Source organism: Streptomyces mutomycini, assembly GCF_001700505.1.
Classification (GTDB): Bacteria; Actinomycetota; Actinomycetes; order Streptomycetales; family Streptomycetaceae; genus Streptomyces; species Streptomyces mutomycini.
Genome location: NZ_MAPV01000181.1, coordinates 13968 through 29077 on the forward strand (window position 1 = coordinate 13968; position 15110 = coordinate 29077).

Consider the following 15110-nt stretch of genomic DNA (forward strand, 5'->3'; position numbering starts at 1 on the left):
TCCCCTCGGCGAACGGGGTCTCCCCCTGCTCGAACGAAGCCGAGAGCGCGGGGAAGCCGGTGAGCGGGCAGGGCGCAGTGCCGGCGGTGCCGTACTGCTGACGGAACTGCTGTGCGGTTCTGCTGTGCTCGTGCTGTGCGGTTCTGCGGGCGGAGCCCGGAACGGACTGCTTACCCGGTATGGCTGTGGAACGCGTGCCGGACGGCGCGCCGCCCTGGCGTCAGGCCGGCGAGAACAGGTGGTCGCTGATGAGCCTGGCCGCACCGGTCACTCCGGCGACGGGCCCCAGCTCACCGAGGACGATGGGGAGGTTGCCCGTGGCCAGCGGCAGGGACTGCCGGTAGACCTGGGTGCGGACGCTGGCCAGCAGGTTGTGGCCGAGCCCGGTGACCCCGCCGCCGATCACGACGAGGCCGGGGTTGAAGAAGCTGACGAGCCCGGCGATGACCTGGCCGACCCGGTTTCCCCCCTCGCGGATCAGGTCCAGCGCCGTGGGATCACCGGCCGCCGCCGCGGCGGCCACGTCGACGGCCGAGAGCTTCCCGGCTCCGTCCAGCCGGGCCGCCAGCTCGGGGGACCGGCCTGTGCGGGCGGCGTCCTCGGCGTCGCGGGCGAGGGCGGCGCCGCTGAAGTGTGCCTCCAGGCAGCCCCTGTTGCCACAGGCACAGGCGCGCCCGTCCGGTTCCACCTGGATGTGGCCGATGTCGCCTGCGCTGCCCGTCGTTCCGCGGTAGACCTCTCCCCCCACGACGATGCCGCAGCCGATGCCCGTACCGATCTTGACGCAGAGGAAGTCGCCCACGGAACGGGCGACGCCGGCGTGCTGCTCCCCCAGTGCCATCAGGTTCACGTCGTTGTCGACCATCACGGGGCAGCCCAGTTCCTGGCTGAGCGCCTCGCGGACCGGGAAGCCGTCCCAGCCCGGCATGATCGGCGGTGCGACCGGGACGCCCTCGGGGAAGCGGACCGGCCCCGGTACGCCGATGCCCGCGCCGTCGAAGCCCTCGGCGAGCCCGGATGCCCGGAGCTTGGCCGCCATGGCCAGCACCTGCTCGAAGACGGCGACGGGGCCCTCTCGTACGTCCATCGGATGATTGAGGTGGCCGAGGACCTCCAACTCGGCGTTGGTGACGGCGACATCGATGGAGGTGGCGCCGATGTCGACACCGAGGAAGCGGAGTCCCGGGGCGAGGCGGATGTTGTGGGAGCGGCGTCCGCCGCGGGACGCGGCGAGTCCGTCGGCCACGACGAGTCCGGTCTCCAGGAGCCGGTCCACCTCGACGGCGAGTTTGGACCGCGAGAGGTCGACCTGGTCGCCCAGCTGCGCGCGGGAGTTGGGCCCCCCGTCACGCAACAGCCGTAGCAGCCGCGCCTGGTGCGTGTTCGCGGGTCGTGCCGTCATGCGTCTCACGCGTCCCTCCCCGCCACGTCGGCCGGTCCGTCGGGCTTTCGAGGGGAACGTAGCAGCGGTTTACCTGAGTGGGAAGAAGTTGAGCACGAATCCGCTCCAACTTTCTCCACACTCAGGACAAAGGTGCGCTCCATGGCGGCAGGAGCCCGGCATTTCGGTACGGCTGGTCACCCTCGGGCCTGGAGAGGGCCGTCGTGGAGGAGGCGTGAACTCACACGGCGGAGCGGGAGTGCACGCTGACGGCGTAGCCGCCGCCCTCGTCGTAGCGATCACCGCTCCAGGTGGCGTAGCGCTGCCGCAAGGTCAGCCCGGCCTGCGTACACCAGTGGTCGAATTCCGTGAGGGTCAGCGGCGGTTCCGACAGCGGCAGGTGTGCTGCGTCCAGCCCCATGCCCGTGACCAGAAGGCCGCCGGTGCGCAGCGCGGCGGCCAGCTGCCGGACGACGAGCGATTCGGTTCCGGGGGCCAGCAGGGGGATGACGTTGCCGGCGGCGAGCACCAGGTCGAAGCCCTCGTCCAGGCCAAGGGCGTCCAGACGGGCCAGGTCGCCGAGGAGCCATTCCTGCGTGGGGGCCTCTCGACGGGCCACGGCGAGCATCGAGGGGTCGACGTCCACGCCGGTGCAGGAGTGCCCCAGTGCCGCGAGTCGGATCGCGATCCGGCCGGTGCCGCAGCCCGCGTCGAGTACGCGGGCTGCGGGCTTCAGCAGCGCGGCGCAAAACGTGGCCTCGCCGTGGACGTCGTGGCCTGATTCGGCGAGCCGAGAGAACCGCTGAGCGTACTCCTCCCCCGCTTGCCCGCCGGTCAGTTCCGCCCAACGGTCGCGTTGCCCAGTCATGTTCAGCGTGCCTTCCGGTTTGATGCGAAGCCGATGATCAGCCCTTGTCGCGCTGGTGGTAGGTCCGGCGGGTGTGCTCGGTGTGCGCCCGCATGATCTCGGTCGCGCGCCGTTCGTCCCTGGCGGCGATCGCCGCGATGAGCTCACGGTGCTCGATCCAGGACTGGGTGCCGCGCTGGCGGGCCACCGGTGTGTAGTACCAGCGGACCCGCCGGTCCACCTGGCCGGCCAGCTCGGACAGCACGGCATTGCCGGCGAGCTCCATCACCTTGGCATGGAAGGCGGCGTTCGTGGCGACGGCGAGGTCGACGTCGTCCGCGGCGACTGCCCGCTCCCCCTGGGAGCACAGCTCCTCCAGGACTTCGATGCCCGGCCGCCCGGAGTTGGCGGCGGCCAGCCGGGCGGCCTCGGCCTCCAGCAGCGTGCGGACCGAGAGCAGCTGATCGGCCTCGTCCTCGGTGGGCTCATGGACGAACGCGCCCTGCGCGGGGCGCAGGTCGACCCAGCCCTCGGTGTTCAGCCGCTGGAGCGCCTCGCGCACCGGCTGCCGCGACACGCCCAGATGCCCGGCCAGTTCACTTTCGACCAAGTGCTGGCCGGGGCCGAGGGCACGCGTGGTGATCAGCTCGAGGAGCGCCTCGTAGACGCGCTCGCGCAACGGACCGGGCCGCTCCAGCTTCGGCACCGTTCCCTGCGGCAGTCCTGCGGACAACATCGCGGTCCCCCTCCGGGCGCCGGCCAACTGCTTATCGTCTACAGTCTACCGAGCACAATGCCTCCCCGGGTGCCTCAGGGGCAGCGGATCACCTGACCCGCGTACGAGAGATTCCCGCCGAAGCCGAAGAGCAGCACCGGAGCACCGCTCTCGACCTCTCCCCGCTCCACCAGTTTGGACAGGGCCATCGGGATCGACGCGGCCGAGGTGTTGCCGGAATCCACCACGTCCCGCGCGATGACCGCGTTGACCGCGCCGATCTTCCGGGCGACGGGTTCGATGATCCTCAGGTTGGCCTGGTGCAGCACCACGGCGGCGAGGTCCTCGGGCGTGACGCCGGCCCGTTCGCACACCTTGCGCGCGATCGGCGGCAGCTGCGTGGTGGCCCACCGGTAGACGGACTGCCCCTCCTGCGCGAAACGCGGGGGCGTGCCCTCGATCCGCACGGCGTTGCCCATCTCCGGGACCGAGCCCCAGAGGACGGGGCCGATTCCGGGCGTGTCATCCCCGGCCGGGTCGGCGGTGACGACGGCGGCCCCCGCACCGTCACCCATCAGGACGCAGGTGGAACGGTCCGTCCAGTCGACGATGTCGCCCATCTTGTCGGCACCGATGACGAGGGCCCGGGTGGCGGCTCCCGCCCTGATGGCGTGGTCGGCGGTGGCGAGCGCGTGGGTGAATCCGGAGCAGACCACGTTGACGTCCATCACGGCCGGCGAACCCATGCCCAGGCGCGCGGCGACCCGGGCGGACATGCTCGGCGAGCGGTCGATGGCCGTGGAGGTGGCGACGAGAACCAGGTCGATGTCCGAGGCCTGCAGTCCGGCCGAGGCGAGTGCCTTGGCCGCGGCGTGTGCGGCCAGCTCGTCCACCGGTTCGTCGGGGCCGCCCACGTGCCGGGTCCTGATGCCGACCCGGCTGGTGATCCACTCGTCGCTGGTGTCGACCATGGCCGCCAGGTCGTGGTTGGTGAGGACCTTGGCAGGCTGGTAGTGGCCGAGCGCCACTACACGTGAGCCGGTCATGTACGGGTTCCCCTCGCTACGTTTGGCAGGAACTATCCAGTCTTGGTTGCTACCAGCCGGTACAGGGGCACCTAACCCCACAGGAATCCGGGCCCGAGGTTGGAGCGTCTCCAACGGCCTTCCGGGAACTTTCGCGGACACCCCGGCGGCCATACCGGAATCGCATCGGACAAGGCACTCACCGTCACGAGCGTTGACCCTCCGGAGGCATACTGTAGACAATATTGACGTTCTCGGCGGCGGTCAGGGTCCAGGGCTCGACGAGCGCCGCGTACTCCGCGTATCCGCTGGTCGCTCGGTCCACGAGAGGCCCACGTAGTTCATCTCGTTGGTGGCGCGGGCGCAGGAGAGCATCGCGAAGGCGTCGGGGCCATACGCCCCGCGGGCCGCTGCCGGAATCCCGCTGCGGCCCGCACCAGTGCCTCGCCCCAGGTCGCCCGGCGCAGCACGCCGTCCTCCCCGCGGACGAGGGCGCAACGTGCCCTCCACGTGCAGGACAACGAGATCGTCAAGGTCACCTCGCCGCACGACAACCCGGTGGCCCATGGCAACCTCTGTATCAAGGGCCGTTTCGGCTTCCAACACGTACAGAATCGGGAATGACGGCTATGGGACGGGTCACCGAGCGCCGCCGCACCATCCGCATCCGGGACGGGGCTGTCACGACCCGTCCCGACACCCTCGTCGCCGAGGAACCCCTGGAGATCCGGCTGAACGGCAAGCCGCTCGCCATCACCATGCGCACCCCCGGCGACGACTTCGCGCTCGCGGCGGGCTTCCTGGTGAGCGAGGGTGTGATCGGTGAGGGCTCCGAGGTGCAGTCGATCGTGTACTGCGCCGGGGCGACGGCCGACGGTGTGAACACGTACAACGTGGTGGACGTGAAGCTCGCGCCCGGCGTGGTGGTCCCCGACATCACGCTGGAGCGCAACGTCTACACCACGTCGTCCTGCGGGCTGTGCGGCAAGGCGAGCCTCGACGCGGTCCGCACCACGACCCGCCACCCCGTCTCCGACGCTCCCCCGGTCCGGGTGACGCCCGCACTGCTCGCCGCCCTCCCCGGCCGGCTGCGCGAGGCACAGCGGGTGTTCGACCGGACCGGGGGCCTGCACGCCGCGGCGCTGTTCTCACCGGAGGGCGAACTGCTCGACATCCGGGAGGACGTCGGCAGGCACAACGCGGTCGACAAGCTCGTGGGCCGCGCCCTCACGGACGACCGGCTGCCTCTCTCACAGGTGATCCTGCTGGTGTCGGGACGCGCTTCCTTCGAGTTGGCGCAGAAGGCGGTGATGGCGGGGATCCCGATGCTGGCGGCGGTCTCGGCGCCGTCGTCGCTGGCCGTGGACCTCGCGGCCGAGAGCGGACTCACCCTCGTCGGCTTCCTGCGGGGGCAGTCCATGAACGTGTACGCGGGTGACCACCGCATCGCCCTCGGGGCGGCGGTGGGGCAGGGCTGACGCCCGCCCGCTGCACGGGGCAGGGGTCCGGCCGGCGGGGAGCGCCCCTGCGCCGGCCGGGCCGTCTCGTGCCCGTGTCAGGCGCCCACGGCACCATCCTTCACCGCGGACACGAACGACGACCAGCCGTCCGAAGCGAAGGTGAGCGCGGGGCCGTGCGGGTTCTTGCTGTCACGGACGGGGACGACAGCGGCGAAGTCCTCGGAGACCTCGACGCATTCGCCACCGTCCGAGTTGCTGTAGGAACTCTTGCGCCAGGTAACCGCGTTCAGGTCGAGGGATCGCACCGTACTTCCTCCAACAGGCTCAATACGAACTTCCGCGACTCGGCAGGGGACAGCGCCAGGTCACGCACCGCATCGTAGGCACGTTGAAGCCGATCCACCGGCTGGTTCGCCTCGATGAGGTCGCCCCGGTAGGCGTTCTCCGTGTACGCGACGGTACGCCCATCCGGAAGCCGCAGGAACATCACCGCCGTACTGTCCAAGCCGTACGGCCCCGCACTGAACGGAAGTACGTGAAGCGTCACGTTCTCCCGGGCGCCGAGCTCCCCCAGGTACTTCAACTGGCCTCGCCACTCGGCCACATCCCTCAAGGGCATCCGGAGCACCGCCTCCGAGACGATCGTGCGGAACGGTGGCGAGTCGTCCCCCACCAGTAGTTCACGTCGCCCCATCCGCGCCTCGACCTGCTGCTCCAACGCCTCGCCCTTGGAGCCACCCGCCGCGAGCACCTCCCGCGCATACCCCGGCGTCTGCAACAGCCCCGGCAGCACGCTCACCGCGAAGTGCCACAGGCTCGTCGCCTCCGCCTCCAGCGCCATGTACCGCCGGTACCGCTCCTTGAACTGCGTCTGGTCGTTGATCGCCAGCTCCCACATGGCCAGAAGCAGCCCCGGCGTTCCGTAGTACTGGTCCAGGGCTTGCACCACCTCCGGCCCGCCGACCGTCTCCCCCTTCTCCATCTTCCCGAACAACGACCAGTCCCAGCCGAGCCGTTCGCCGAGCTGTCGCAGGCTTTCGCCTCGCTCGGTGCGCAGGTTCCGCAGCTCCTCCGCGAACCGCGCACGTGGTTCCCTGCTGCGGCCCGTAACCGCTCGCCTCGTCGGCATCGTGTCCTCCGTGGAACGTGCGGGACCCGCCGGAGAAGCACACCTTTCCTTCGGCGTGCCGCACCCGCGACCGGCCCATTCTCGTAATGACTCCCTCACGCACCGTAGTCACGGGCGGGTGGTCAGGCAGAGGAATCCGCGAAAGCACATCCGAAGGAAGGCACAGATGAAGCCGCCGTCACAGAAGCCGCCCCTCCCCCGCCAGAACACTCCGGGCGGGGTGCGCGGCAACGGCCAAGCCGGACACGGACGGCGACGGCAGCGCACGGCCGGACCGCTACGCATCCACCTCGGCGTCTGCTCCGCCCCCGTGACCGATGTGGCTCGGCTCGCTGAGCACCCGGCACTCAAACGTTGCTGCTCGTCGGTCCCGTGCCTCGCCGAGGCCTCAGTTCAGCGCCTCCGCCCGAGCATGCCTCACCGGGGCATCGCCCGGCAGCGGGTCGCGCGAGCGGCGCTTGGCGATCACCGCGCAGACCATCAGCTGCATCTGGTGGAAGAGCATCAGGGGCAGCACCGCGAGACTCGCGTGCGCGCCGAACAGGACGCTGGCCATCGGCAGGCCTGCCGCCAGGCTCTTCTTCGACCCGGCGAACTGGATGGCGATCCGGTCCTCGCGTCCGAAGCCCAGCCGCTTCGCCCCGTACCAGCTCACCGCGAGCATGAGGGCCAGCAGCACCGCCTCCGCGCCGAGCAGCGCGCCGAGCCGGAGCGGGGTGACCTGGTGCCAGATCCCGGCCACCATGCCCTCGCTGAAGGCCGTGTAGACGACCAGCAGGATCGAGCCGCGGTCGACGTACCCCAGCACCTTGCGGTGGCGGCTGATGAACCCGCCGACCCAGCGGCGCAGCAGCTGTCCGGCCAGGAAGGGCACCAGCAGTTGGAAGACGATCCTCAGCAGGGAGTCCGCGGAGAATCCGCCCCCGCTCCCGCCGAGCAGCAGGGCCGCGAGCAGCGGCGTCAGCAGGATTCCGGCGATGCTGGAGAAGGAGCCGGCGCAGATGGCGGCGGGTACGTTACCGCGGGCCATCGAGGTGAAGGCGATCGATGACTGGATCGTCGAGGGCACCAGGCACAGGAAGAGGAAGCCCTCCTGGAGCTGTGGAGTCAGCACGTACGGCACCAGGCCGTGGCCGGCGAACCCGAACAGCGGGAACACCAGGAAGGTGCAGGCCAGAACGGTGAGGTGAAGCCGCCAGTGCTTCAGCCCGTCGAGCGCCTCGGCGGTCGACAGGCGCGCTCCGTAGAGGAAGAAGAGCAGGGCCACCGCCCCGGTCGACGCGCCGCCCGCCACTTCGGCGCCGGCCCCGGAGACGGGGAGCAGCGCCGCGAGTACCACCGTGCCGATCAGCGCCAGGATGTACGGGTCGACCGGCAGCCAGGACGGCAGTGCGGGGATACGGCGGCTGGTGCGGTGGCTCATGTGCTCCGTGCCTTCTCGGTGGAATCGTGGCCTCCCCATCCTGCTCCTGGACACCGCGATCGGGAATCAGGTACACCGCACTGACTGTCATCACGGATCGCGATAGCGTCGGGCCATGTACGACCCCGTCCAGCTCCGCACCTTCATGGCCGTCGCCCAGACCCTGAGCTTCACCCAGGCGGCACGCCGGCTGGGTGTACGGCAGTCCACGGTCAGCCAGCACGTCCGCCGGCTGGAGTCGGAGGCCGGCCGCCAGCTGTTCAGCCGGGACACGCACCGGGTCGGTCTCACCGCGGACGGCGAGGCCATGCTGGGCTTCGCCCGGACGATCCTGCAGGCCAACGAGCGCGCGGCGGCGTTCTTCACGGGCACCCGGCTGCGCGGGCGGCTGCGCTTCGGGGCTTCCGAGGACTTCGTGCTGACCCGGCTGCCGGAGATCCTGGAGTCCTTCCGGCGGGAGCATCCCGAGGTCGAGCTGGAGCTGACGGTGGAGCTGTCGGGCGCGCTGCACCGTCAGCTCGCGGCGGGCCGGCTCGACCTGGTGCTGGCCAAGCGCCGTGCCGGGGACACCCACGGCGAGCTGGTCTGGCAGGACACCCTGGTCTGGATCGGTGCCCCACGGCTGCGGATCGACCCCGAGCGCCCCCTGCCGCTGATCGCCTACCCGCCTCCCGGCATCACCAGGGCGCGTGCCCTGGAGGTGCTGGAGGAGCACGGCAGGGCCTGGCGCTTCGCGTGTACGAGTGCGAGCCTGAGTGCGCTCGTCGCGGCGGCGCGCGCGGGTCTGGGGGTGATGGCGCACACCCGTGGGCTCATTCCGCCGGGGCTCGAGCCGGTGCCGTCCAGGGCGGGTCTGCCGGAGCTCGGGGATGTGGATTTCGTCCTGCTGCACGGGCGCCGCAGGGACACCGCGCAGGAGGCGGCGGACGCCCTCGCGGCGGCGATCCTGGTGGGCGGCGACCGTCTTCACCGAGGTCCGGCCATACCGACGCACCCGGATTCGGCGTAGGAGCCGCGTACAGATTCGGTGGAGATTCCCGCCCGAGCTACTTACTCCACGGTCAGAAGTGTGCCCGAGCCTTGCCCTTCTGGCCCGATTTCTGCGGCCACCCCGACCAGATGTCACTTTTTCCGGAGACTTCGGACCCTCCCGCCGCCTCTCCCTGTGAGGTAGCGTCGCGGCGCCGTGCGGAGCGCCACAAGGAGCAGGTCATTGCGTGAGTTCACTGTCCCACCCATGGCCGCTGCCCCTCAAGTAGGCGGTCTCGCCGACACCGTCTTCGACTTCGCCGAGGAGGACCCCCACCGGATCGCCCTCGGCCGCAAGGACGCGGAGGGGCGATGGCACGATGTGTCCGCCGCCTCGTTCCGCGACGAGGTGTTCGCACTCGCCAAGGGACTGATCGCCCAGGGCGTCCGCTTCGGCGACCGGATCGCCCTGATGTCACGCACGCGCTACGAGTGGACCCTCTTCGACTACGCCCTCTGGACGGTGGGCGCGCAGTCCGTCCCGATCTATCCGACGTCGTCGGCCGAGCAGGTCCTGTGGATGCTGCACGACGCCGAGGTCGCGGCCGTGATGGTCGAGCACGAGGACCACGCCATGACGATCGGTTCCGTGATCGACAGGCTGCCGAACCTGCACCGGCTCTGGCAGCTGGACGCCGACGCGGTGGCCGAACTCGTCGAAGCCGGTGCGGAGATCGACGACGAGGTCGTCCACCGGCACCGCCGCGCGGTCACTCCCGACTCGGTCGCGACGGTGATCTACACCTCCGGCACGACCGGTCGCCCCAAAGGCTGTGTGATCACCCACGCCAGCTTCATGTTCGAGGCCGACACCATGGTCGGCCGCTGGCATCCGGTGTTCCTCTCCCGGCCCGGCGAGGAGACGGCGACGCTGCTCTTCCTGCCGCTCGCCCACGTCTTCGGCCGCATGGTGGAGATCGCGGCGCTCCGCGGGCGGGTGAAGCTGGGTCACCAGCCGGAGCTGTCGGCGAAGGCGCTGATGCCCGACCTGGTGTCCTTCCGGCCCACCTTCATCCTCGCGGTGCCGTACATCTTCGAGAAGGTCTTCAACGGCGCACGGCGCAAGGCCGAGTCCGAGGGCCGCGCCGGGGCGTTCGACAAGGCCGTCGAGATCGCGGTGAAGTACGCGCAGGCGCTGGAGGAGCGGTCTTTCGGCAGCGGACCGGGGCCGTCCGCCGGACTGCGGATGCAGCACCAGTTCTTCGACAAGGTCGTCTACCGCAAGGTCCGCGAGGCGATGGGCGGCCGGGTGCGGCACGCCATGTCGGGCGGCTCTGGCATGGACCGCCGGCTCGGGCTGTTCTTCGCCGGTGCGGGCGTCACGGTCTACGAGGGCTACGGGCTCACCGAGACGACGGCCGCGGCCACGGCGAATCCCCCCGAGCGCACCCGCTACGGCACCGTCGGACAGCCGATCCCCGGGTCCACGGTGCACATCGCCCGGGACGGCGAGATCTGGGTGCACGGCGCCAACGTGTTCTCCGGATACCTGGGCAATCCCAAGGCCACGGACGCCGTGCTGCACGACGGATGGCTGGCCACCGGCGACCTCGGCTCGCTGGACGAGGACGGCTATCTGACCATCACCGGACGCAAGAAGGAGATCCTGGTGACGTCCGGGGGCAAGAGCGTGGCCCCGAGCGGCCTGGAGGAGCGGGTACGCGCCCATCCGCTGGTCGCGCAGTGCATCGTCGTCGGCAACGACCGGCCCTACATCGCGGCCCTGGTCACCGTGGACACCGAGTCGGTGGAGCACTGGCTCGCCATGCAGGGCCGGGCGCCGCTGCCCTCCGCGGACCTGGTGCGCGACCCCGATCTGGAGATGGAGGTCCGCCGGGCGGTCGTCGCCGCCAACACGGCGGTGTCCCAGGCGGAGTCCATCCGCACCTTCCGAATCCTGGCGCACCAGTTCACCGAGGAGCACGGTCTGCTCACCCCCTCGCTCAAGCTGAAGCGGAGGGCCATCGAGACGGCGTACTCGGCCGAGGTCGACGCCCTCTACGGGTGAACCCGCCGGGGGCCACCGCCCGTGCACCGGTGGAACATTCTTCCGGTTCCGTGGATCGGGGCAGGTGGGAATGGTCGGGCTCCCCCGTACGTTCTTCCTGGGAGTACCAACCGACGACGTAAAGGATCGACTGCTCGTGAGCCAGGTCCCCACCATCACCCTCAACAACGGCCTCGAGATGCCGCAGCTCGGCTTCGGTGTCTGGCAGGTCCCGGACGACGAGGCCACGACGGCCGTCGCCACTGCCCTGGAGGCCGGGTACCGGAGCATCGACACCGCCGCGATCTACGGCAACGAGACGGGCACGGGCAAGGCCGTCGCCGCCTCCGGTGTGGCCCGCGAGGAACTGTTCGTCACCACCAAGCTGTGGAACACCGAGCAGGGCTACGACTCGACGCTGCGCGCGTTCGACGCATCGCTGGACAAGCTGGGCCTGGACTACGTCGACCTGTATCTGATCCACTGGCCCGTGCCGGCCAAGGACGCCTACGTCGACACGTACAAGGCCTTCGAGCGGATCCTCGCCGACGGCCGCGCGAAGGCCATCGGCGTGTCCAACTTCCACCCGGAGCATCTGGAGCGTCTGCTGGGCGAGACCTCCGTGGTCCCCGCGGTCAACCAGATCGAGCTGCACCCGCAGCTCCAGCAGGCAGAGTTGCGCGCCTTCCACGCACAGCACGGCATCGTGACCGAGGCATGGTCGCCGCTCGGCTCGGGCAAGGGCCTCCTGGAGGTCCCGACCGTGGCCGCCGTCGCACACAAGCACGGCCGGACCCCTGCTCAGGCGGTGCTGCGCTGGCACCTGCAGACCGGTCATGTGGTGATCCCGAAGTCCGTGACGCCGTCACGGATCGCCGAGAACATCGACGTCTTCGGCTTCGAACTGGACGCCGACGACCTGGCCGCGTTCGCCGCGCTCGACGAGGGCAAGCGCCTCGGCTCCGACCCGGCCGAATTCAACCTCGGCGCCTGACCCCCGGGTTCCCCGGCCCCCCACCGCCGGACGCGCGGTGGGGGGCCGCCGTCTTCACGAACAGCAGTGGCCGGCGCGGCTACTTCGCCCCGTGCCCGGCGGCAACGGCTTCGACGCGTGCGGCCAGCGTGAGGTCCTTCCGCGTGACGGCGCCGCCCGCGTCGTGCGTGTGCACGGCGAGCGCCACGGTGTTGTAACCCAGCGTCAGATCCGAGTGGTGGTTGAGCTCCTCCTGGATCTGGGCGACGTGGACGGTCAGCCCTGCCGCGGCGAAATGGGAGGGCAGCCGGTAGGTACGGGTGATCCGGTCACCCTGGAGCTGCCAGCCGGGCAGCTCACGCAGCCCGGCCTCGACATCGTGTGCGGACAGCGGCTCTGCGGGCATGGGGAGGCTCCTGGGGTACATCGGTGCCGGTCGACGGTGCCCGCGACGTTACGGTGCGGGCCCGCCGGCTGTCTCGCCTGACACGGGGCAAGGCCGATGCGGACATTTCGGTACGAGCGTGCCCCGGGCCTCACGCAGCCCGACCGCCATCGTGTCCGTACGCGCCGGGCAGAGCTGCCTCCGCCCGGCGCGTCGTGTTCCCGCGCTACACGCGCGCCCCGTTGTCGGCGGGGTCCCGGCGTGTCCGCCCGGCGGGCTTCCCGCGCTTCGGTGCCCGCTTCCTGGCCGGTGGCGGTGCCTTTCTGCTCTTCTCCAGAAGAAGCGCCCCCGGTACCGCGGTCATCACGGAGGAGTACGTTCCGACACAGATGCCGATGAGGAGGGCGAGGGCGAAGTCCGCCAGGGAGTCACCGCCCAGCACCGCGAGTGCGACGAGGATGAACAGGGCTCCCATCCCTGTGTTGACGGTGCGCGGCACGGTCTGCAGCACCGCACGGTTGGCCACGTCGGCGACCGGTGTGCGACGGCTGCCTGCCCACAGTTCCCGTACCCGGTCGAAGACCACCACGGAGTCGTTGACGGAGTAGCCGATGACGGTGAGCAGGGCGGCCAGGAAGATGCCGTCGACGGGGCGTCCGAGCCAGGCGAAGGCCCCGACCAGGATGATGACGTCGTGCACCAGGGCCCCGACCGATGCCACGGCGAACGTCCACCGGAACCGTGCCGCGAGATAGGCGAGTTGGACGAACACGGCCACGCCCAGGGCGATCAGGGCGTTGCGCCGGAGTTCGTCACCGAGGCTGGGACCGATCAGCTCGTCGCGCACCTTGGTGGTCTCGCCGCCCGCCTCGGCCAGGGCGGCCCGCAGGGCGTGCTCCCCGTCGTTGTCGAGTTGCCCGGTGCGTACGGAGAGGTCCCGGTCGCCCGCGGTGGTGACCTCGGCGTCCTCGAAACCCGCGGCGGCGATCGTGTCGCGGGCGGTGTCGACGTCCACGGGGCGACTGGTGGAGTACTCCACGAGCCGCCCTCCGGTGAACTCGACGCCGAGGTCGATGCCGCGCACGAGGATGCCTGTCACGGCGACCAGAACGAGCGCGGCGGACATCATCAGCCATCGGCGCGGTGACCGGAACAGCTGGAAGTCGCGCGTGTTCAGCCAGGTGCGGACGCGGCCGGGCCGTGCGATGCCGTTGACGCCCCGGTAGTCGTTGACGAACCGGGAGCCCGCCGCGGTCTCGGTGAGGGCGCGGGCGATGACGAGCGCCGAGAACATCGAGGCCAGCACACCGATGCCGAGCGTGACCCCGAAGCCCTTGACCGGCCCGGAGCCGAGGAAGAAGAGGAGCGCGGCCGCGATGAGGGTGGTGACGTTGGAATCGGCGACCGCGCTCCACGCGTTACGGAATCCGGCCGTCAGCGAGGAGCGCAGCGAGCGGCTCGTCCGGCCCGCGTACTCCTCGCGAGCCCGTTCGAAGACAAGGACGTTGGCGTCGACCGCCATACCGATGGCGAGGACGAATCCGGCGAGCCCTGGCAGGGTCAGAGTGACGCCCAGGACGACGAGGGTGGCGTAGGAGATCACGCCGTACGCGCCGAGGGCCAGCGCGGCGAGGGCGCCGAACAGCCGGTACACGAAGGTGATGAACAGCGCTGTGGCGGCGGCTCCGATGAGCGCGGCCCGGGCGCTCGCGTCGATGGCGGCGGCACCGAGCGTCGGGCCGACGGTCCGCTGCTCGACGATCTCGACGGGTACGGGGAGTGCGCCGCCCTTGATGAGCAGCGCGAGATCACGTGCTTCCTCGGCGCTGAAGGACCCGGTGATCTGGGTGGAACCGGACGGCAGCCCGACCTCGCAGCCGACCGACGGGTCCACCTGGGGTGAGGAGATGACCTTCTCGTCGAGGACGATCGCCACCCGGCGCTGCTCGTCCCCGGCCGGGTTGCACGCGGCGTCCCCGGTGAGCCGGGTCCATTCCTTGCCCGCGTCCTTGTGGAAGTCGAGCGAGACGGTCCAGCCCGTGCCCTGCTGGGCGTCGAACTGTGCGGTGGCGTCCTTGACCCCCGCGCCGGAGAGCCGCTCCGGGCCGAGTGCGAGCGGAGTGCCCTGCTCGTCGGGCAGCGTCCGTCCCCCGTCCTTCTGCCCGGCTTCGGGACCCTGGACCGCATGGAAGCCGAGCTGCGCGGTCCTGCCGATGACGTCGGCGGCCTGGCGCGGGTCCTGTACGTCGGGCAGCTCGACGATGATCCGGTCCTCACCCGAGCGTGTCAGGGTCGGTTCGGAGACACCGAGGGAGTCGATGCGCTGGCGCAGTACCTCCAGTGTGCGGTCGGTGCTCTCCCGGTCGGCCTTCGCGGTGTTGGAGTCCTTGGCCTGCAGCACCATCCGGGTGCCGCCCTGGAGGTCGAGGCCGAGTCTGGGTGACATGGTCAGCGTGATGAACACGGAGACGAGCAGAACGGCGGCAGCCAGAACCGCTCGCACCGTGGTGGCGCGAGTCATGGGAATCCCCTTGAGTGGGCGTCGTCCGCCCGGGCCTCAGTGGGGAGGGCGTGACGACAGGTCTGTGGGACAGGACCGGTGAGAGGCCGGCTGACCGGCCTTCACCCCCGGAGGGCCCCGGACACCCGGCAGCGCCACCCCGAGCCGTGCGACGACGAACGGACCGACGCCGGCTGCTCCCGCGGCGGCGCCCCGAGGGGGCGTGAGGCCCGGCGGGCACGGCGGCAGGGCGCCG

At 70.5% G+C, this 15110-nt stretch carries 13 protein-coding genes and 2 pseudogenes; 5 read left to right on the plus strand and 10 right to left on the minus strand.

Annotated elements, in window-relative coordinates; translation table 11 throughout:
• Nucleotides 1–220: 220 nt before the first annotated feature.
• From BFF76_RS24225 to BFF76_RS34060, 5 genes and pseudogenes are all read right to left on the minus strand, one after another.
• Nucleotides 221–1402 carry an ROK family transcriptional regulator gene (locus tag BFF76_RS24225; protein ID WP_053930815.1) on the minus strand — a complete coding sequence of 394 codons (1182 nt, stop codon included), beginning with the start codon at nt 1400–1402 and terminating at the stop codon, nt 221–223.
• A 220-nt stretch (nt 1403–1622) separates the two neighbouring features.
• Nucleotides 1623–2249 (minus strand): class I SAM-dependent methyltransferase, encoded by a 627-nt coding sequence (locus BFF76_RS24230; RefSeq protein WP_065849059.1) that lies wholly within the window; start codon nt 2247–2249, stop codon nt 1623–1625.
• Nucleotides 2250–2286: 37 nt separating this feature from the next.
• A complete protein-coding gene (locus BFF76_RS24235) occupies nt 2287–2964 on the minus strand; it encodes a GntR family transcriptional regulator (protein WP_031089821.1) in 678 nt (225 codons plus the stop codon).
• Between the two features lie 74 nt (nt 2965–3038).
• Complete coding sequence (locus BFF76_RS24240; RefSeq protein WP_065849060.1) at nt 3039–3989, minus strand: beta-ketoacyl-ACP synthase III; 951 nt, start codon at nt 3987–3989, stop codon at nt 3039–3041.
• A 312-nt stretch (nt 3990–4301) separates the two neighbouring features.
• A pseudogene (locus BFF76_RS34060) lies at nt 4302–4501 on the minus strand (hypothetical protein); the annotation flags it as partial.
• Between BFF76_RS34060 and BFF76_RS31645 the strand changes: the two are divergent.
• Nucleotides 4473–4592, plus strand: a pseudogene (locus BFF76_RS31645) (2Fe-2S iron-sulfur cluster-binding protein); the annotation flags it as partial. The pseudogenes BFF76_RS34060 and BFF76_RS31645 sit on opposite strands and share 29 nt — an antisense overlap.
• A 5-nt stretch (nt 4593–4597) precedes the next feature.
• On the plus strand, nt 4598–5446 hold the full coding sequence (fdhD, locus tag BFF76_RS24245) for a formate dehydrogenase accessory sulfurtransferase FdhD (RefSeq protein ID WP_065849061.1): 849 nt from the start codon (nt 4598–4600) through the stop codon (nt 5444–5446).
• Between the two features lie 77 nt (nt 5447–5523).
• Here fdhD and BFF76_RS24250 read toward each other — a convergent pair whose 3' ends face one another.
• From BFF76_RS24250 to BFF76_RS24260, 3 genes are all read right to left on the minus strand, one after another.
• Nucleotides 5524–5733, minus strand: a complete 210-nt coding sequence (locus BFF76_RS24250; RefSeq protein ID WP_053930813.1) for a DUF397 domain-containing protein — start codon at nt 5731–5733, stop codon at nt 5524–5526.
• Nucleotides 5715–6557, minus strand: a complete 843-nt coding sequence (locus BFF76_RS24255; protein WP_053930812.1) for a helix-turn-helix domain-containing protein — start codon at nt 6555–6557, stop codon at nt 5715–5717. The genes BFF76_RS24250 and BFF76_RS24255 overlap by 19 nt, the downstream gene beginning before the upstream one ends.
• A gap of 388 nt (nt 6558–6945) precedes the next feature.
• Nucleotides 6946–7980 carry a bile acid:sodium symporter family protein gene (locus tag BFF76_RS24260; protein WP_065849062.1) on the minus strand — a complete coding sequence of 345 codons (1035 nt, stop codon included), beginning with the start codon at nt 7978–7980 and terminating at the stop codon, nt 6946–6948.
• A gap of 115 nt (nt 7981–8095) precedes the next feature.
• On the opposite strand from BFF76_RS24260, the gene BFF76_RS24265 reads away from it, so the two are divergent.
• From BFF76_RS24265 to BFF76_RS24275, 3 genes are all read left to right on the plus strand, one after another.
• Complete coding sequence (locus tag BFF76_RS24265) at nt 8096–8989, plus strand: LysR substrate-binding domain-containing protein (RefSeq protein ID WP_065849063.1); 894 nt, start codon at nt 8096–8098, stop codon at nt 8987–8989.
• A 228-nt stretch (nt 8990–9217) separates the two neighbouring features.
• The gene (locus tag BFF76_RS24270; RefSeq protein ID WP_065849064.1) at nt 9218–11017 is read left to right on the plus strand and encodes an AMP-dependent synthetase/ligase; all 1800 of its coding nucleotides are present in this window, start codon (nt 9218–9220) and stop codon (nt 11015–11017) included.
• 136 nt (nt 11018–11153) lie between these two features.
• The gene (locus BFF76_RS24275; RefSeq protein WP_031089813.1) at nt 11154–11990 is read left to right on the plus strand and encodes an aldo/keto reductase; all 837 of its coding nucleotides are present in this window, start codon (nt 11154–11156) and stop codon (nt 11988–11990) included.
• A gap of 79 nt (nt 11991–12069) precedes the next feature.
• On the opposite strand, the gene BFF76_RS24280 is transcribed toward BFF76_RS24275, so the two are convergent.
• Nucleotides 12070–12375: a 4a-hydroxytetrahydrobiopterin dehydratase gene (locus BFF76_RS24280; RefSeq protein WP_031089811.1), complete on the minus strand. Its 306-nt coding sequence runs from the start codon at nt 12373–12375 to the stop codon at nt 12070–12072.
• A gap of 205 nt (nt 12376–12580) precedes the next feature.
• Nucleotides 12581–14875 carry a protein translocase subunit SecD gene (gene secD / locus BFF76_RS24285; protein ID WP_065849065.1) on the minus strand — a complete coding sequence of 765 codons (2295 nt, stop codon included), beginning with the start codon at nt 14873–14875 and terminating at the stop codon, nt 12581–12583.
• Nucleotides 14876–15110: the final 235 nt, after the last annotated feature.